The sequence below is a fragment of the Rhodococcus sp. IEGM 1302 genome (genome assembly GCF_030056935.1).
Taxonomy (GTDB): Bacteria; Actinomycetota; Actinomycetes; order Mycobacteriales; family Mycobacteriaceae; genus Rhodococcus_F; species Rhodococcus_F qingshengii.
Genome location: NZ_JASHKY010000004.1, coordinates 361,981 through 378,075, shown reverse-complemented (window position 1 = coordinate 378,075; position 16,095 = coordinate 361,981). Strand labels below are relative to the sequence as shown.

20 protein-coding genes and 1 riboswitch are annotated in these 16,095 nt (G+C 61.3%); of the genes, 11 read left to right on the top strand and 9 right to left on the bottom strand.

Annotation, left to right across the window (positions count from 1 at the left end):
• Positions 1–148: 148 nt before the first annotated feature.
• Positions 149–364, bottom strand: coding sequence for a BldC family transcriptional regulator (locus QM609_RS10890; RefSeq protein ID WP_003945782.1), 216 nt, complete (start codon positions 362–364; stop codon positions 149–151).
• 111 nt (positions 365–475) lie between these two features.
• Between QM609_RS10890 and QM609_RS10885 the strand changes: the two genes are divergently transcribed.
• Positions 476–883 carry a RidA family protein gene (locus tag QM609_RS10885; RefSeq protein ID WP_019747226.1) on the top strand — a complete coding sequence of 136 codons (408 nt, stop codon included), beginning with the start codon at positions 476–478 and terminating at the stop codon, positions 881–883.
• Between the two features lie 22 nt (positions 884–905).
• Here QM609_RS10885 and QM609_RS10880 read toward each other — a convergent pair whose 3' ends face one another.
• Complete coding sequence (locus QM609_RS10880; RefSeq protein WP_003945929.1) at positions 906–1,175, bottom strand: DUF4235 domain-containing protein; 270 nt, start codon at positions 1,173–1,175, stop codon at positions 906–908.
• 187 nt (positions 1,176–1,362) lie between these two features.
• Between QM609_RS10880 and QM609_RS10875 the strand changes: the two genes are divergently transcribed.
• Entirely contained in the window at positions 1,363–1,578 is a 216-nt protein-coding gene (locus QM609_RS10875) for a hypothetical protein (protein ID WP_003945874.1), read from the top strand.
• Between the two features lie 7 nt (positions 1,579–1,585).
• Here QM609_RS10875 and QM609_RS10870 read toward each other — a convergent pair whose 3' ends face one another.
• From QM609_RS10870 to QM609_RS10855, 4 genes are all read right to left on the bottom strand, one after another.
• The gene (locus tag QM609_RS10870) at positions 1,586–2,743 is read right to left on the bottom strand and encodes an AI-2E family transporter (RefSeq protein WP_054827302.1); all 1,158 of its coding nucleotides are present in this window, start codon (positions 2,741–2,743) and stop codon (positions 1,586–1,588) included.
• A gap of 64 nt (positions 2,744–2,807) precedes the next feature.
• Positions 2,808–3,284 (bottom strand): hypothetical protein, encoded by a 477-nt coding sequence (locus tag QM609_RS10865; RefSeq protein WP_003945539.1) that lies wholly within the window; start codon positions 3,282–3,284, stop codon positions 2,808–2,810.
• A 135-nt stretch (positions 3,285–3,419) separates the two neighbouring features.
• Positions 3,420–3,575 carry a DUF6131 family protein gene (locus tag QM609_RS10860; protein ID WP_003945564.1) on the bottom strand — a complete coding sequence of 52 codons (156 nt, stop codon included), beginning with the start codon at positions 3,573–3,575 and terminating at the stop codon, positions 3,420–3,422.
• A 164-nt stretch (positions 3,576–3,739) separates the two neighbouring features.
• The gene (locus QM609_RS10855; RefSeq protein WP_054827323.1) at positions 3,740–4,141 is read right to left on the bottom strand and encodes a nuclear transport factor 2 family protein; all 402 of its coding nucleotides are present in this window, start codon (positions 4,139–4,141) and stop codon (positions 3,740–3,742) included.
• Positions 4,142–4,242: 101 nt separating this feature from the next.
• Between QM609_RS10855 and QM609_RS10850 the strand changes: the two genes are divergently transcribed.
• On the top strand, positions 4,243–5,583 hold the full coding sequence (locus QM609_RS10850) for a DUF1254 domain-containing protein (protein ID WP_042452423.1): 1,341 nt from the start codon (positions 4,243–4,245) through the stop codon (positions 5,581–5,583).
• A gap of 50 nt (positions 5,584–5,633) precedes the next feature.
• On the opposite strand, the gene QM609_RS10845 is transcribed toward QM609_RS10850, so the two are convergent.
• Complete coding sequence (locus QM609_RS10845; RefSeq protein ID WP_042452426.1) at positions 5,634–6,425, bottom strand: SDR family NAD(P)-dependent oxidoreductase; 792 nt, start codon at positions 6,423–6,425, stop codon at positions 5,634–5,636.
• A 166-nt stretch (positions 6,426–6,591) separates the two neighbouring features.
• Complete coding sequence (locus tag QM609_RS10840; protein ID WP_158656571.1) at positions 6,592–6,750, bottom strand: hypothetical protein; 159 nt, start codon at positions 6,748–6,750, stop codon at positions 6,592–6,594.
• Positions 6,751–6,906: 156 nt separating this feature from the next.
• Between QM609_RS10840 and QM609_RS10835 the strand changes: the two genes are divergently transcribed.
• The 7 genes from QM609_RS10835 (at position 6,907) to QM609_RS10805 (ending at position 13,845) form a co-directional block, all read left to right on the top strand.
• On the top strand, positions 6,907–7,764 hold the full coding sequence (locus QM609_RS10835; RefSeq protein ID WP_042453497.1) for a siderophore-interacting protein: 858 nt from the start codon (positions 6,907–6,909) through the stop codon (positions 7,762–7,764).
• Positions 7,765–7,805: 41 nt separating this feature from the next.
• Positions 7,806–7,986, top strand: a riboswitch (cobalamin riboswitch).
• A gap of 58 nt (positions 7,987–8,044) precedes the next feature.
• Positions 8,045–9,058 carry an ABC transporter substrate-binding protein gene (locus QM609_RS10830; protein ID WP_073513490.1) on the top strand — a complete coding sequence of 338 codons (1,014 nt, stop codon included), beginning with the start codon at positions 8,045–8,047 and terminating at the stop codon, positions 9,056–9,058.
• Positions 9,059–9,811, top strand: a complete 753-nt coding sequence (locus QM609_RS10825) for a class I SAM-dependent methyltransferase (protein ID WP_073513489.1) — start codon at positions 9,059–9,061, stop codon at positions 9,809–9,811.
• On the top strand, positions 9,808–10,848 hold the full coding sequence (locus QM609_RS10820) for a FecCD family ABC transporter permease (RefSeq protein ID WP_073513488.1): 1,041 nt from the start codon (positions 9,808–9,810) through the stop codon (positions 10,846–10,848). The genes QM609_RS10825 and QM609_RS10820 overlap by 4 nt, the downstream gene beginning before the upstream one ends.
• Positions 10,845–11,618, top strand: coding sequence for an ABC transporter ATP-binding protein (locus QM609_RS10815; protein ID WP_064074086.1), 774 nt, complete (start codon positions 10,845–10,847; stop codon positions 11,616–11,618). The genes QM609_RS10820 and QM609_RS10815 overlap by 4 nt, the downstream gene beginning before the upstream one ends.
• A 25-nt stretch (positions 11,619–11,643) precedes the next feature.
• The gene (locus QM609_RS10810) at positions 11,644–12,504 is read left to right on the top strand and encodes a hypothetical protein (protein ID WP_073513487.1); all 861 of its coding nucleotides are present in this window, start codon (positions 11,644–11,646) and stop codon (positions 12,502–12,504) included.
• A 138-nt stretch (positions 12,505–12,642) separates the two neighbouring features.
• Positions 12,643–13,845 (top strand): CaiB/BaiF CoA transferase family protein, encoded by a 1,203-nt coding sequence (locus QM609_RS10805; protein ID WP_073513486.1) that lies wholly within the window; start codon positions 12,643–12,645, stop codon positions 13,843–13,845.
• Here QM609_RS10805 and QM609_RS10800 read toward each other — a convergent pair.
• A complete protein-coding gene (locus QM609_RS10800) occupies positions 13,803–14,411 on the bottom strand; it encodes a TetR/AcrR family transcriptional regulator (RefSeq protein WP_007734687.1) in 609 nt (202 codons plus the stop codon). The two genes, QM609_RS10805 and QM609_RS10800, sit on opposite strands and share 43 nt — an antisense overlap.
• 115 nt (positions 14,412–14,526) lie before the next feature.
• Between QM609_RS10800 and QM609_RS10795 the strand changes: the two genes are divergently transcribed.
• Positions 14,527–16,083, top strand: a complete 1,557-nt coding sequence (locus QM609_RS10795) for an acyl-CoA synthetase (protein ID WP_076949153.1) — start codon at positions 14,527–14,529, stop codon at positions 16,081–16,083.
• The last annotated feature ends 12 nt before the right edge of the window (positions 16,084–16,095 follow it).

Genomic DNA, 16,095 nt, shown 5'->3' with positions numbered 1-16,095 from the left:
CGGCATCGGCGCAGCCGCACTCTGCGGCGGCGGCGGACAAGGCGACGCACTCATCATCCGCGTCCCCAAGGCCTGATTACTTCCTGCTGACCAGACAGGTCGCCGAGCCCTCATCATGCTCGGCGACCTGTCTGTTTCGTGCCGGAGGTTATTGGTGATCGAGCGTCGTCGAGCGGTTACGCAGCAACGTCTCGATCTCCGATCGCCGGTACCTCCGATGCCCGCCAAGCGTTCTCAGAGTGCCGACTTTGCCCTCCCTCGCCCATCTGGACACCGTGGTCCTGTCGACGTGGAACAGTGCTGCAACCTGTTTGGTCGTCAGCCACTCGTCGACAGGTGCTGTGTGCTCTTCTTCTCGGCTCATTGACAGTCATTCGTAGCTGCCGACTGAAGGGATGGGTCCGACGATGAATTGGCAACCCCTGGCGTGCTGTGAAAGACTCGCTGCAAAACTTTACTATTCCTTGGGGAAATAATGTCGAAGTCGGTAACTCTGATCCGTTCCACGTCACTCTCTTCGGTGGCTGAATATGCCTATGCAGCAACGGCTCCCGCCGAGGCCCGACTGATCTTCCTGGCCGGATCCTGCCCGTTGAACGAGGACGGCTCTACTGCCGCCATCGGTGACTACGCAGGACAGGCAGCCAAGGCCGTCGACAACCTGAGAACAGCTCTCTCGGACGCGGGCGCGTCCATCACCGACGTGATCAACACCCGCGTCCTGGTGGCGTCGAGCAATCAAGCCGACCTCGTTGCGGCGTGGGAGGTAGTCCGCGACGCGTTCGGTGATCACGACGCCCCGAGCACTCTGATGGGTGTGACCGTTCTCGGTTACGACGATCAACTGGTCGAGATCGAGGCAATCGCGGCCGTCGTCGACTGAACTCGAACCGAACCGGGCGTTCCTACCGAGGATCTTCGTGAGCAAGGGCCCGGTAGCCCTTTGCCCCCGCACGATCCACTGCGGCTCGCACAACAGCGAAGATGGCTCCCTGCAGGGCTGCGGCGATCAGGACTTCCTTGCTCGACCTGCTCAAGTCTTTGGGCTCGGGCGCATTCTTGTCGTCACCGATGCGCTTCCACACCTGCTGGAAGACAGCGCCGGCCAAGATGCCGCCCAGGACGCTGGTCGCCAGTGAGAGTGGCTTGTACATCGCTTTCGATACTGCGCTCATTGCGCGGATCCTCCGTGGTTCGATACGTACCGCCTGAGCGGCTGACCGACTCTCACTACCCAGCAGGCGAGGTGTCGAAACATTGCTCCGGCAAGGCACGAAGACGACTGTCGCACGTTGTGTTCCACGGGTTTGCCACTTCTCGAGCCGGGTAGGATCGTCTTAGCGAAAGAAGGTTGTGTAAGTCATGGAAAACTACAGAATCGAACTACCGGACGGTACAACGGTGATGGAAGATTTCGTCTCGGATCGCGCCGCAATCGCATACGCGGTCGATCTGAATCACGGTTGTAGCGAGAAAGTCTCGGTATTCCGTATCACCGCCGAGGGAGAAACCATCCCGACTCGGATGTGCCCCAAGCCGAATCCTGGTTCTCGGCGTCGCGCGCGAAGCGTCCGATAGAAGCCGGTCAAGAAGCGTCGAGGCGCGGAAAGAGCGTCTCCCTTGCAAGCAGCAGCAAGGCCGCAGCGACCGGAATCGCCAGCAACGCACCGACAATACCGAGCAACGCTCCACCCAACAGAACCGCGACAACGGTCACCAACGCCGGGACCGCTACCGTCTTCCCGATGATCTTCGGAACGAGCAGGTAGTCCTCGAGCAGACGTAACGCGATGAAGAATGCAACTGTCGCCAATGCCGTTGGGACAGAGACTGTCAAGGAGACCAGGGCGACGACAACCCCTGCGATCGTGGAACCGACTATCGGGATCAGATCGAGCAGAGCGACCAGCAGCGCCAGGATCAACGGATACGGCACGTCGAAGATCAACAACCACGCGAAGGTGCACACTGCGGTGATCACGGAGATCAGAACATTGCCGAGGACGTATCCACCCACACCTGCCAGTATCTGATCACCGATGGCGATTGCTCGTGGCCGCCGCGAATGTGGCACCAGCCGATACAGATTCGTGCGGATTCGTGGGTAGTCGATCAAGAAGTACGTCGTCAGTACAGCAACGATTCCAGCGTCGGCGACTGCGCTGAACACCGCCCGCCCCGCTCCGAGCAAACCCGTCGCGAGCGCAGACCCCGAACCGTCCAGTTGGGTGGTGAGGTGCTCCTCGAGGTGATACTTCTCGTCGAGGTCGCTGACGATCGGATACCGGTCACGAATGTGTGTCAGAAGTTCGGGAGCGTGTGATGCGAACTGACGTCCCTGCTCGACCAGCGGAGTGATCGCAGCAACGAGAAACAGCGCGAGCATCACCGCAATTCCGAGGAGTACCACGGTGACCGCGATCCAGCGCCGGAAATGTCTCCGCTCCAGCCAGACGATCATCGGTTCGATGCCCACCGCGAGAAACAATGCGACCACGATCAGGATCAACATGCCCCGCGCCGCAAGCAGCACCTCGATCACCGCGTACGTCACGGCAACTCCGGCCGCGGCGCTCAGTCCGATGAAGAACGGTGAACGACGATCGAATCTCGGTCCGGGTTCGCCCAGCGGCCGGACGGGCGTCGCCAATGCTGCGGCTTCACGTTCGGCTTCCGCCATCGGATCTATCGGTTGAACTTCGCTTTCGGAATCCGGTGATGTGTCCGCGGAACTGGGATCCATCCAAGCCACCTCACGATCCGCGCGACTTCCCGGCTCGAGGGTGAGTACCCGTGCCGCAGTCGGATCAACCTCGAGGCTTCTCCGCTCCGCTCCGTGTCAGCGCGAGCCCGGTTCCCACAACACCGATGATCGACACGGCGATGGCGATGCTCGGCCAACCGTCGCTCTGCCAGTAGACGTCGTCGAGAGTGATCAGTAGTGCGGCTTCGTCGACAATGAGTCCGAGCGCAATACCCAAGGCGATGCCCATCCAGGTTCTTGCGCGAGGACTTCGGTCGACGAGTCCGAAGATCGCTACTCCCGCCAACAGGAGAATTCCCCACAGGTAGTGATGCAGATGAGTGCCACCGGCGCTGATGTCGCCGACATCCCTGGTATCGATCTGGATCAACCAGGTCACCAGACGTGCTCCGCCGAACGTCAACGTGAAGGCCACCCACGCCAACACCAAACCGCGGCGCGATTCGTCAACCTGATTCCATCTGCGAGGGAATCTGAATCGCTCGGCAGATTTCTCTTCGTCATGGTCTCGAGAAAGCATCCTTCATGTTTACCCGATGCCGCTCAGATCGATAATTTGGGGTAGAGAGACCGAAAACCAGTTGGAGCACAAAAAGCGGTACCCGATCTCCGAAGAGATCGGGTACCGCCTTCTCAGCTACTCGCGCAGTATTGATCAATACCAGACTTTTCGTCCGCCCACTGCGCGCCCGGTAGCACCGAGGATGGACAAAACTGCACCTACGACGACCAAGATGATGCCGACGGTGGTCAGAATGCTCAACCCCGTGAAAAAGCCGATCAACGCCAGAATAATGCCGAGAACAATCATGTGAGAACCTCATCCGGTATGCGTATCAAAATGATCTACTCAACTGACGCTACTACAGAAACTTCACAATCGATAAATCCGATAAATACATTCATAAATGCGAAACTCGTATTACTACCCAATAGTGTCACCGTTAAAACATCAGCCTTTCTCTTATCTCTACGTCATAGTTCCACGTCCTCGATCTTCGCCTCGACCGCCGGCGTGATGTGGCTCAACACGCAGCACCAACGACCGTCTCGCCGCGCGAACACGTCGGTGGTCCACTCGTCGGCGTCGTATTGTCTGCCGCCGTAGTGCGCGGTATTGACGATCCGCGTGGTGAACAGTGCGACGTCACCGAAGAAACGCACGCGAGCGCTCCCGACGCGGTCCATCGTCGAATGAGTCAGGTCGCCCGAGGCCACGAAACCCAGGAACTCCGCTTTGGTCGACACTCCGGATTCCGAGACGATCACCCAGTCGTCTGCCATGAAATCGCCGATCCGTTCGGCGTCGTTCGAGCACATCGCGACGTTCCACTCGTCTGCGACAGCGACCAATGCCGCACTCTCCTGATCCGACATGTCTTCTCCCTCTACCGTCGTCACCCTCGGCGGGTGATGCCCCGACGGCAGGGTTCCCGCAGGGTGGACTTCGAACCGACGTGCACGACGAGAGGGCAGAGATGACAGACACCAGTCGCACCGAGCTTGCAGCTCAGGCGTATATCTACGGATTTCCCCTCGTTTTCAATCTCGACCAGGTCCATCGGTATGTTCACAACGGTGTCGGAGCGAACCCCGCCGCACCTTTCAACACCTTCAGCCACGCCCGAACACTGGCCGGGCCGGCAGACACTTTCGTCACGATCAACAACGACACCGTGTATTCCATGGCGCAGATCGATCTCTCTGTCGGCCCCGTTGCGCTGCACGTCCCCGATACCGATGGCCGTTACTACGTCCTCCAGTTCGTGGACGCCTGGACAAACAATTTCGCTTACGTCGGGCATCGGGCCACCGGCACGAAGAGCGGAGACTTCCTTCTCGTCCCACCCACCTGGACGGGAACCCCGGCGGACCAGACCACGGTGATCAGATTTCCCACGAACATTGCGTCGATCGTGGGCCGGTGGGCATGCGGTGGCGACGACGACCTCCCTGCGGTGCACGCCTTGCAGGACGCCACCACGCTGACCGTCGTCGACTCCACCGGAAACTCGGCGGGTCTCCCAGTGCCCGAACCCGGGGTAAGCCAGGACCTCCTGTTCCTCGAGAAACTCCGCATCTGGTCACAGGCGTTTCCGCCGGCCCCGCGCGATCGAGAACTCCAGGATTCCTTCTCCCTGATCGGAATCACCGAGCACGGGGCCTCTCCCTACGTATCGCTGTCTGCCGACGAGGCAGCCGCGTTGGCTGACGGATTGACGATCGGTGAGAAGAACCTGCTCGAGGCCCTCACGAAAGGCTCCAGCCCCGAAGTCAACGGATGGAAGCTCACATTCCACGCCTTCGACTACAACCTCGACTACTTCGAGGTCGGCACAATCGACGATTCACAATTCAAGATCGCCGATCCCAAGTTGCGCATCGTCGAACGCGCCGCGGCTGCCAAGGGCGGGCTGTGGGGCAACCACCCTTACGAAGCGGCGTACATCATGACCTACGTCGACGATCAGGGCGAGCAGTTGAACGGAACCCACACCTACACAATAAGACTCGACCCCACTCCGCCGGTGAGCGCCTTCTGGTCGCTGACGATGTACTCGGTGCCGGACTTCTTCCTCGTGGCGAACCCCGTCGACCGATACTCGATCGGCGACCGCACTCCAGGAATCGTCCACGACGCCGACGGTGCGTTGACGATCACGATCAGCCACGAGGAGCCGAAAGATCCCACGGCGAAGGCAAACTGGCTGCCCGCACCGCGCGGGGATTTCCGACCGGTACTGAGAATGTACGAACCTTCGCCCGCCGTGCTCGATAAGTCCTACGTCGTCCCCGCCATCACTCGCTCGCGAGAATGACGGCTCGCGTCTGACGGCCTGCCTGTGCGGGCCGTCAGACGGACGCAGAATCAGGCGTGCGTGCCGCCGTCGATCCGGATCTCCGTACCCGTGATGAAGGCACCATCGTCGGATGCCAACATCGCGATAACTCCCGCAACACTTTCCGGCCCGGCCATGGGGGCACCACCGGACTCCAGATCAGTGCTCAGAATCGGTGACAACTTGCCGAAGAGCGACCAGTCGGTGTCTTCCGGCAAGTACGACGCCGTAGTGTCGGTGATCCCGCTCTTCACACTGCCTGGAGCCACCGCGACGGCACGCAGACCCTGCTTGCCGTATTCGAGAGCCAGTGCGTGAGTGAAGGACTGGATTCCTCCCTTACTTGCGGCATACGCGGCCATGTACGGGTGCGCGAAGGCCGCGGAGGTGGAACTGAAATTCACCACGACTGCGTTGGCGGTGGCGAGGAGAGCCGGCAGTGCCTGGCGGGTGACGAGGAAAGTGCCCGTCAAATTCACGGAGAGCACCTGATTCCACAGGTCCAGCGAGGTCTCGTGGGTGTGCCCACCACGCAGTATCCCGGCGGCGTTGACCAGTACGTCCAATCCCCCGAGAGTCGAAATCGCCTGACCCACAACCTTGATGACGGAACTCTCGTCACCGATATCGACGACGAGGGTGTCGAGGCGATCCTCCGTCGAAGCATGTTCTGCCGATTTCCGGGTGTTCTCCAAACCCTGCTCGGAGATGTCGGCAGCGACCACGCGGCCACCTTCGGCGAGCAACCGCAGCGCGGTGGCCTGCCCGATTCCAGATCCTGCGCCGGTGACGAGAATACGACGACCTTCGAAACGATTCATTGCTGTGTACCTTTCACGAAAACGAGTTGGCTGGCATTCCAGGCTCGGTGGCGCCGACACTCACAACTCACCCGCGAGAAACTTCAGGTACGGGAAATGCGCAGCACTGCAACAGGTGTGGCACTGCGAAATCTCGGCGAGGCAATGCTCGCCGAAGTGGCGAATGTCAGACGGATCCGGCCGGTGCGGCCAAGGCTCTTTCGATCCAGACAAGACCGGACGGGCGGCGGTCGATCGCCTTACGCCCACGTCGGAAAGTCGCTACGCCGAATCGGGCCGTGCGCAGTGCACGGCCGGAAGCGAGAGAACAGCGGCGCATGGACATCACAGGCACGGTAGCAGCGCCGGCACCACTCACTCAACCGCGTCGTTTCGAGACCCGAATCATTCAGGTAATCAAATGTCACTTCTGGACAACTCGCTCGACTTAGGTAGCACTAACCTGGCGGCATCCCGAAAACCCGATCCAGGAGCACAGTCGATGACACATGCAGACGCCTCGCGCACAACAACTCCCCCGACGACCGTCCTACGGACCGCTGACCACAATCGCGGACTCAACGACGTTCTCGCGATCGTCGAAGCACTGGAGCGACCGAGCGATCACCTGCTGCGGATCACGGCTCGTTTGACGGAGTCGACCGACGATCCGACCTGGTCACGCCCGAATGTGACCGTACGCATGAATCTCGGGCCGGCCTTCGACGACGCTTCGCGCGTGTACACGGTGCGTTCCTACGATTCAGCGAGCGGATCGATCGTCGTCGATGTGGTCCTGCACGGACAGACCAGTCCGATGATGAGGTGGGCAGCAGCGTTGGCCGTCGGTGACACCTTCGGCCTCACCGGTCCGCGGCCACACTTCTTGATCCCTGATGTTCCTGGTCGACGTATCGCACTTTTTCTGGACGGCACCGCAATACCCGCATTGCACTCGATCATCGAGCAGTTACCTAACGACGTCGTCGGAATCGGCTGGGTCACAACAGATGACGAGGTCGCCTTCGCCGAACTGCCCGCCCTCCCCGGCCTGGAGCTTCACCGCGTGAGCGCAGATCCGGCCGAGCCCGACGGCCCACTTGTGGTACGAGCACGCGAGCTTGCCAATCCCGCGAGCTACGTCGTGTGGGGCGCCGGTGAACGCAACGAGATGCGCGCAATCCGGAAGCACTTTCGATCGACCGTCGGACTCGACAAAAACGACGTCGCGATATTCGGATACTGGAAGGAGGGCGTCAGCAACACCGAAATCGACCTCCGTCGACGCGAGAACTACGAGCGCATCCTCGCCGACGGCGGAACCCTCACCGACATCGACGACCTGGCCATCGAGATCTGATTGCCTCACACCAGCCGACCTGACCGGCGGTGCACTGCGGTGATAAGTTCCTCTGTGCCAGCGGACCTCCACACAGGGGGTCAGGGAATCCGGTGTGAATCCGGAACTGACGCGCAGCGGTGAGGGTGACCGCCCGGGCTTACGCCACTGGATGAGAATCTGGGAAGGCGCTCGGGTGGGGCGATCTCGAGTCCGAATACCGGCTGGCAGCAGGGGTCAACAGGCGCCTGTTCACACGGTAACGGGCTCCGCGAACGAGCCCCTGCGAGAACGAGATTCCATGCGTCTGTCCAGACTTCACCTACCCGCCGCCGCCGTCGCTGCCCTGTTGTGCGCGTCGTTGGTTGCCTGCTCCTCCGACGACAGTGCTGCCCGACAATCCAACTCTTCCGAACAATCGCGCGTGACAGTCCAGAACTGTGGCCGAGACGTCACGGTGGAGCGACCGATCGAACGGGCAATCGCGGTAAATCAACCTGCAGCAGAGATGCTGTTCGCGCTGGGAGTGCAGGACCGGATGGCCGGGTACGCCATGAGCGATGACGATGTCCTCCCCGAACTGCGCGAGGCGCGTGGTCAGGTCCAGGCGTTCGACACCGAGTTCCCGTCATTCGAAAGTGTCCTCGAACGCGAACCGGACATGGTTTACACGACGTTCAACTACACGTTCACCTCGGAGGGCATCGCCGACCGGATCAAGTTCACCGACCTCGGTGTCGCGACATATCAGTCACCCAGCGAGTGCACCGGTCAGGATGCCGAGCAGAGCAAGGCCCTCACGCTCGACGACTTGTACGACGAAATCGACGACGTGGCAACACTGTTCGATGCCAAGGACAAAGGTGTCGAGCTCACCGAGAGTTTGAAGGATCGCGCGGCCACCGCCACGGCGGCACTGGGAGCTGAGAACGTGACGCTGGCGTGGTGGTACGCAGCCACGAAGACTCCGTACTTCGCCGGGTGCTGCGGTGCACCGGGAATCATGACCGACGCGGTGGGTGCGAAGAACGCCTTCGACGACAACAAGCAGTATTGGCCCGAAATCGGTTGGGAGAGTGTGCTCGATCGAGACCCGACCGTGCTGGTGCTCGCAGATCTCGACCGCGGTGGAGACGGCGACAGTGCCGCAGACAAGATCGCGTTCCTCGAATCGGACCCGGTCGCCAGCAAGCTCACCGCAGTGAAGAACAAGCGTTACATCATCCTCGAAGGAACGACGATGGATCCCTCGATCCGCAATGTCGGTGGCATCGAACAGCTCTCCGACGGGCTGCGCCAGTTGGGTGTGGTCTAGATGTCCGCGCAGATCAGTGAACTGGTGCGTCGGTGGGACGACCAGCAGGCGGCATACATCGCCGACCGTGAGAAGCGCTTCGACGTGATTCTCGACGTTCTCGAATTGCAGCACGCGCACGCCCCGTTCACGGTTGTCGACCTGGCCTGCGGGCCGGGTTCACTGAGCGCCCGGATTCTCGAGAAGTTCGAGCATGCGAGCGTTGTGGGGATCGATTACGACCCGATGCTGCTGGAGCTCGCCCGCCAGTCGTCGACGCGTTTCGGTGACCGACTGCAGCTGATCGACGCAGATCTGGCGGGAGCCGATTGGCCGAATTCGGTGGCTGCGCCGGTTCAGGCGATAGTGTCGACAACCGCGCTGCACTGGTTGCAACCGCAGCAGCTCGTCGAGGTGTACCGGCAGTGCCGCGAACTGCTGAGTCCGGACGGAGTCCTGCTCAATGGTGATCACTTTCGTTTCGACAGCCGCTTCCCTGTCATCGGGCGATGGGCGAAGGCTCACGACGAGCAGACGCAACACTCCGCCTTTGCTGCGGGCGCTCCCGAGTGGGAGAGCTGGTGGGACGAGTTGCGGGCCACTCACGGCATCGGGGCACTGACCGACGAGCGTGAGCGCAGATTCGCCGGACGTGACGCCACCGCGCCCACAGCCGTCGACTTCCAGTTGGCGGCGCTCGCGCAAGCAGGTTTTCGGGAGTCGGGGACGGTCTGGCAACTGTTCGACGACTACGTGGTCTACGGCGTGAGATGACGACAAGAGTTCGGCTGCGTGACAACCCGACGACCGTCACCCTGCTGTGGATGATCGGTGTTGTCACGCTGGCCGGATCAGCCGCCGTGGCGATCACGTTGGGGCCCGCCGGTCTGTCGGTCGGTGAGGTGGCTTCGATTGTCGTCGGCCATCTCGGCGGTACCGCGGCGGACGTCACCCCTATCCGTGACGGCATCGTGTGGGACCTCCGTCTGCCGCGCACCCTGCTCGCCGCGCTCTGCGGTGCCGGTCTCGGGCTGTGCGGTGCGATCATGCAATCGCTGCTTCGCAATCCGCTGGCCGATCCGTTTGTCCTCGGTATCTCGTCCGGCGCCTCGACCGGTGCCGTACTGATCGTGATCCTCGGAGTCGGGTCGGGACTGATCGGCCTGTCGAGCGGCGCCTTCATCGGCGCGGTGATCTCCTTCGCCCTTGTGCTGCTGCTCGCCCATGCGGCCGGCGGCACGCCGGACCGGGTGATCCTGGCCGGTGTCGCCGCGACCCAACTGTTCTCCGCGCTCACCTCGTTCATCGTCATCACCTCGGCCGATCCCGAGCAGACCCGCGGCGTGATGTTCTGGCTCCTGGGCTCACTCGGCGGCGCCGACTGGCTCGACGTCGCACTCTGCGCTGCGGTGGTCGCAGTCGGCCTCGTGGTCTGTCTGACTCACTCCCGCGCACTCGACGCCTTTGCCTTCGGCGAGGACGCGGCGTCGTCGCTGGGGGTGAACGTGTGGCGGGTGCGTGTGACCCTGTTGTTGGCAACAGCCTTGATGACCGCGGTGATCGTGAGCGTCGCAGGTGCCATCGGCTTCGTGGGCCTGGTCCTCCCGCACGCGGCGCGGGCTCTCGTCGGTTCGAACCACCGCCGACTCCTGCCCGCGTCCGCACTGATCGGCTCCATCTTCCTTGTCTGGGTCGACGCTGTGGCACGCACAGCCATTGCGCCGCAGGAACTCCCGGCCGGTGTGGTGACCGCGCTGGTCGGTGTGCCTGCGTTTGCCGTCATCCTCTGGAGACGGAAGGCCAGGCCATGACACTCGAAGCTACCGGCGTCAGTTGGCGGGTCGGCGGGGCGCTCATAGTCGACGACCTCGACGTCTCGCCTACAACCGGAAGTACGGTGGGGCTTCTCGGCCCCAACGGTTCGGGGAAATCGACGCTGCTGAAACTGCTTGCCGGGCACAATCGTCCGACATCCGGTGTCGTGACCCTGGACCGAACCCCGTTGTCCGACTGGAAACGCCGCGACATCGCGCGTCGGATCGCGACCGTTGATCAGCACAGCAACACCGAGATCGATCTGACGGTCGCGGAGGTAGTCGAACTCGGACGCACACCGCACCGCGGACTGTGGGGTGGGCAGTCGGATTCCGATCGCGACGCCGTCCGGGCAGCGATCGAACACACCGATCTCGCCGGCATGCTGGACCGGTCGTGGCACACCCTGTCCGGCGGGGAGCGCCAACGCGTCCAGATCGCGCGCGCCCTCGCTCAGGAACCTCACGAGTTGCTACTCGACGAGCCGACCAATCACCTGGACATCAACCATCAACTCGAATTGCTCGCGCTCGTGCGACGCCTCCCCACCACCACGATCATGGCATTGCACGATCTGAATCTGGCCGCCATGTTCTGCGATTCGATAGTGATGCTGAACCGGGGATCCATCGTTGCCCACGGAAGCCCGACCGAGGTCCTCACCGCTGACCTGATAGCCGAGGTCTACCAGGTCGACGCCGAGGTTCGCCTGGACGGTCCCGGCGGAGTACCCACCGTGCGATACCTTCCGCCTTGCCACATGTAACCGTTCCGAGTGCCAATATGGATACGTGACCCTCGATGATGTCGCCAACGAACTGTACGGGCTCGACCCCGGCGAGTTCGTCGAGGCGCGTACACATCATGTGAAGGCCGCCCGGGAGGACAACGACCGCACATTGGCCGCGGAAATCGGCAAACTTCGGAAGCCGACCACCGTGGGGTGGTTGGTCAATCTCATCTCGCGCGATGCACCAGAGGATCTGGATGCACTTCTCGCGCTTGGCGAATCGCTACGCGACGCTCAACGCCATCTCTCGGGCCCGGACTTGCGACGGCTGACGACACAGAGGCAGCAGGTGGTGCGGAGTCTCGCCCACAAATCCGGTGAGATCGCCGCTTCACGGGGAAAAAGCGTCGGCGAGGATTCGTTGCGCGATGTCGCCCAGACTCTCAATGCCGCCCTGGCCGATGAGGAGACTGCCGCGCAGGTTCGACTCGGACGGGTCGTGACCGCTGCGACTTACAGCGGTTTCGGACCCGCCGGGCTCGCCGCGGTGAATGAGAAATCACCGCAGCACGCCGCGATTGAAGAGCCGACGACTCCGAAGTCGAAAACTCCGGAACTGAAGGCCGAACAAGCCAGAGCAAAAGCAGAATTGAAGGAAGCCACGGCGCAGGCCGACGAGATCCGCCGCCGGGTGAAGTCCGAGACCGCCGAACTCCAGGAAGCCAGAACGACGCTCTCCGACGTCGAACGGCGCGTTGAAGAACTGCGCACCGAACTCGAGCACGCTGAGCAGCAACGGCAGTTCGCACGGAACGCCGAGAAGACCAGTGACGCTGCGGTTCGAGAATCCGAGAAGGAACTCCGTGTTGCTGAGCGTCGCGTCGACAAAGCAGAACAAAACCTCGCCGCAATCAATTCGTAGACATCCTGTTCATTAATCGATAGTCTGCCAATTATCGATCAGGTTGATCATCCTGGGATCCAGCAGTTACGAACAATGCCGTGCCGGTGAGGGTTTGGCGTTATCGGCTACTGCCTCGACAGTCTTCGGAGTGTGAACATGGACAGTGACAACACGTCGGAATGGAGTTTCTTACACGGCAAGCGCGTTCTCGATCTCTCTCGACTTCTGCCCGGCCCGTTTGCGACGACGCTGCTCGCAGATCTGGGCGCCGACGTGGTCAAGGTCGAGAACCCGAAGCGACCTGATCCCACGCGGGCAGCTGGTGAACGGATGGCTTCGTTGAACAGGAACAAGCGATCAATCGCGCTCGATCTCCGTCTCGAATCCGATCGCGAGACGTTCCTTCGACTGGTCGAGACTGCAGATGCAGTGGTCGAGGGGTTCCGGCCACAGGTACTGGCAGGCATGGGACTCGGCTACGACGTACTTCGAAAAGCCAACCCACGCATCGTATTATGTTCGATCACCGGTTACGGGCAGTCCGGACCCTATGCCGACAAGCCGGGGCACGAATTGAACTTCCTCGGTCTTTCCGGCTTTTTCGCAGTTCCCGGGTGCACCGACGGAGTCGTCACCCGCCCTGGTATCCGGGCCGGTGATCTGGTGGGTTCGATGTACGCAGCACTGTCCATCTCGGTTGCTCTCGCCAGCGTGGACAAGCACGGACGCGGACAACACATAGACATTTCCCTCGCCGAGGCTGCAACCGCCTGGTGCGCGCCTTTCGCGCTCATGATCCGCGATATCGAGAACCCTACCGATTCACCGACCGTCCAGGGAGACAACGACATTTTCGAGACTTCCGACGGTTGCTTGCTTTCACTTGCCACTTTCGAAGACAAGTTCTGGATCGAGTTCCGAACAGCATTCAGCGCTGAGTTTCCGACACTGAACACACTGCGCTACGACGATCGATGGACCCGAACACAGCACAAGGCAGAGTTGCGGGAACTCCTGGTCACGACCTTCGGTACGCACACATACGAGTGGTGGGAAAAATCGTTGACTGCGATCAATGCGCCGTGGGCGCCGGTGTTCACCGACGCCGGACAACTGATGAGCGATCCCCATGTCATCGCTCGAAACCTGTTCAGCGAGGTCGCGACCGAAAACGGAGAAAGCTGGCCCCAGATGAGATTCCCGGCGCAATTCAGCTTGGGACTGAACAGTTTTCGACTTCCGACTCCGTACGTGGGCGAGCACACCGAGTCGGTTCTCGACGAAGCCGCCGCGGCAACGGCGAGACGTGACAGCGGCTATTCGGACTTCAATTCGCCGTCGAAACCCGAAGACCAGTAGCGTCCCCGCAACGAAAGTTCGAGCAGCATCTCGGTGACTTCTTCCGGCGTCAGCGGTGGCGGGTCGGACTCGAGCCACCACTGCATGACCGCGATCTGTTCACCCACCCATGCCCGCGAGAGTACTTCGATGTCGATTCGCGGAGTAACCCCGAGCGCTTCTGCCCGTGCGGAAAATATCCGCACAGCGGCGACGCTGCGGTCTTCGACGAACTTTCGCAGCGCCTTGCCATCCCCCTCACCACGCAGGATCACACGGTAGACGTCACGTTCCTCAGCGGCATGCCTGAACATCTCGAGCACAGGCTTGCCGGTGAATCCGATCGAAGAGGCGGGAATGAGTGGACCGAGCCGCTCTTGCAGGTCATCGGCCAGATCGGACACGACTTGACCGAGCAAATCGTCTTTGTCGGTGTAGTGACTGTAGAACGTCGCCCGACCCAAATCTGCACGGTCCGTGATGTCTTCGACGGTGATCCCGGCATATCCCCGTTCCAGAACGAGCGAGACCAAGGCATCCCGCAGCAATCGTCGGGTACGCCGGACACGTCTGTCTTCTGGAGGCATTGGGTTCCCTTCCTTCGCACTGTTGTACGAAGCATAGTTCAACGTTGACAGGACGATCGAATATAGACAGACTGTCCATTAACATTCGTGATGTCGATTTTCTCTGGAGATGTCCATGAACCTCGGTACTTATCTCGCCCGAAGCGCCAGCTACTACCCCGATCTCGAAGCCCTTGTCTGCGGCGAAGGCCGGTGGACCTACAGCGAGCTCGATACGGCCGCAAACCGTCTCGCGTCGGCTCTCGCAGTGATCGGGACACGGCCCGGACACATGATCGGAACCTTTGCCGGAAACTGCGGGGAACTCGTAGTGACCGAAATGGCCTTGTACAAGGGAGGATTCGTCAGGGTACCGATCAACGCACGACTGGGCGCCGACGAACTCGGGCATATCCTCGCCGACGCCGATGTGCGTGTTCTCTTCGTCGACGCCGCACACGCCGGCGTGGCGCTGAAGGTCGTCGCCGACGCAGGGCTGAACTGCAGGGTGATCGACTACAGCACTTCGACTCCCGGCGCGGACAGTTATCACGAACTGACGGCAAGGGGCAGCGAAGACAACGTCGAGGTGGACGTCGACATTGACGCCCCGGCTGTCCTCAACTACACATCCGGGTCCACCGGCAAGCTCAAGGCTGCGGTCCAGAGTCACGGCAACCGCTTGGCGAACATGCGCAAGCGACTGATGAGCCCCGAAGGCGCGCCGACTGTTGGTGATCGCTACCTCGCCCCCGGCCCGATCACACACGCTTCCGGCATGGTGATGCTCGGAATGTTCGCCAGGGGCGCCGCAGTGGTGATCCTGCCGGCATGGGACACGAGGACGTTCCTGCAGACCATCGAACGTGAGCGGATCACCACCACCATGGTGGTCCCGACGATGCTCAACTTGCTGATGGACCATCCGTCGGTTACCGACGTCGACCTGAGCTCTCTGCGCTGCATCGGCGTAGGCGCAGCGCCGGTTTCTCCACAACGGATGCGCGACGCGGTAAAGGTGTTCGGTCCCATCGTCATTCAGGGATACGGGCTCGGCGAAACGACCAGCGTCGTCACTGTCTTGACCGCTGAAGACGTGGTGCGCGGTATCGAATCCGACCCTGAGCTTCTTCTCTCGTGCGGCCGGCCGGCATACGACACCGATGTTCGCGTGGTCGACGACAACGGCGTACAGGTCCCGGCCGGCACGATCGGCGAGATCGTAGCCAGTGGTCCGGACTGTGTCCGCGAATACTTCCACGAACCCGAGCTGTCGGCTGAGACGTTCAGGAACGGCTGGGTCCACACGGGTGATGTCGGCTATTTCCGCGAAGACGGCTACCTGTTCATCGTCGACCGCAAGAAGGACATGATCATCTCGGGCGGATTCAACATCTACTGCAGCGAGGTGGAGGCCGCTTTGTACGAACATCCCGCCGTTTCCGAAGTCTGCGTAGTGGGAGTTCCCGATCCGAAGTGGGGCGAAGCAGTCAAGGCTGTCGTGGTGACCAGAGATGGAACTGACACCACCGCAATGGAATTGATCGCGCACTGCTCGACGCGTCTGGCAAGCATGAAGAAGCCACGTTCGGTCGACTTCGCAGATTCGTTGCCTGTCAACCGAAACGGCAAGATCGATCGCCGCGCGATTCGCGCGACCTACTGGACCACCGCTGACCGTCACGTCAACTGACAGGAAATAGAC

What these genes read in the sequence shown, in the direction of transcription:
- QM609_RS10830 (WP_073513490.1), top strand. Translation starts at nt 8,045, where the DNA reads ATGCGTCTGTCCAGACTTCACCTACCCGCCGCCGCCGTCGCTGCCCTG.
- QM609_RS10795 (WP_076949153.1), top strand. Translation starts at nt 14,527, where the DNA reads ATGAACCTCGGTACTTATCTCGCCCGAAGCGCCAGCTACTACCCCGAT.
- QM609_RS10855 (WP_054827323.1), bottom strand. Translation starts at nt 4,141, where the DNA reads ATGTCGGATCAGGAGAGTGCGGCATTGGTCGCTGTCGCAGACGAGTGG.
- QM609_RS10875 (WP_003945874.1), top strand. Translation starts at nt 1,363, where the DNA reads ATGGAAAACTACAGAATCGAACTACCGGACGGTACAACGGTGATGGAA.
- QM609_RS10825 (WP_073513489.1), top strand. Translation starts at nt 9,059, where the DNA reads ATGTCCGCGCAGATCAGTGAACTGGTGCGTCGGTGGGACGACCAGCAG.
- QM609_RS10805 (WP_073513486.1), top strand. Translation starts at nt 12,643, where the DNA reads ATGGACAGTGACAACACGTCGGAATGGAGTTTCTTACACGGCAAGCGC.
- QM609_RS10835 (WP_042453497.1), top strand. Translation starts at nt 6,907, where the DNA reads ATGACACATGCAGACGCCTCGCGCACAACAACTCCCCCGACGACCGTC.
- QM609_RS10845 (WP_042452426.1), bottom strand. Translation starts at nt 6,425, where the DNA reads ATGAATCGTTTCGAAGGTCGTCGTATTCTCGTCACCGGCGCAGGATCT.
- QM609_RS10885 (WP_019747226.1), top strand. Translation starts at nt 476, where the DNA reads ATGTCGAAGTCGGTAACTCTGATCCGTTCCACGTCACTCTCTTCGGTG.
- QM609_RS10820 (WP_073513488.1), top strand. Translation starts at nt 9,808, where the DNA reads ATGACGACAAGAGTTCGGCTGCGTGACAACCCGACGACCGTCACCCTG.
- QM609_RS10890 (WP_003945782.1), bottom strand. Translation starts at nt 364, where the DNA reads ATGAGCCGAGAAGAAGAGCACACAGCACCTGTCGACGAGTGGCTGACG.
- QM609_RS10800 (WP_007734687.1), bottom strand. Translation starts at nt 14,411, where the DNA reads ATGCCTCCAGAAGACAGACGTGTCCGGCGTACCCGACGATTGCTGCGG.
- QM609_RS10815 (WP_064074086.1), top strand. Translation starts at nt 10,845, where the DNA reads ATGACACTCGAAGCTACCGGCGTCAGTTGGCGGGTCGGCGGGGCGCTC.
- QM609_RS10850 (WP_042452423.1), top strand. Translation starts at nt 4,243, where the DNA reads ATGACAGACACCAGTCGCACCGAGCTTGCAGCTCAGGCGTATATCTAC.
- QM609_RS10870 (WP_054827302.1), bottom strand. Translation starts at nt 2,743, where the DNA reads ATGGATCCCAGTTCCGCGGACACATCACCGGATTCCGAAAGCGAAGTT.
- QM609_RS10865 (WP_003945539.1), bottom strand. Translation starts at nt 3,284, where the DNA reads ATGCTTTCTCGAGACCATGACGAAGAGAAATCTGCCGAGCGATTCAGA.
- QM609_RS10840 (WP_158656571.1), bottom strand. Translation starts at nt 6,750, where the DNA reads ATGTCCATGCGCCGCTGTTCTCTCGCTTCCGGCCGTGCACTGCGCACG.
- QM609_RS10860 (WP_003945564.1), bottom strand. Translation starts at nt 3,575, where the DNA reads ATGATTGTTCTCGGCATTATTCTGGCGTTGATCGGCTTTTTCACGGGG.
- QM609_RS10880 (WP_003945929.1), bottom strand. Translation starts at nt 1,175, where the DNA reads ATGAGCGCAGTATCGAAAGCGATGTACAAGCCACTCTCACTGGCGACC.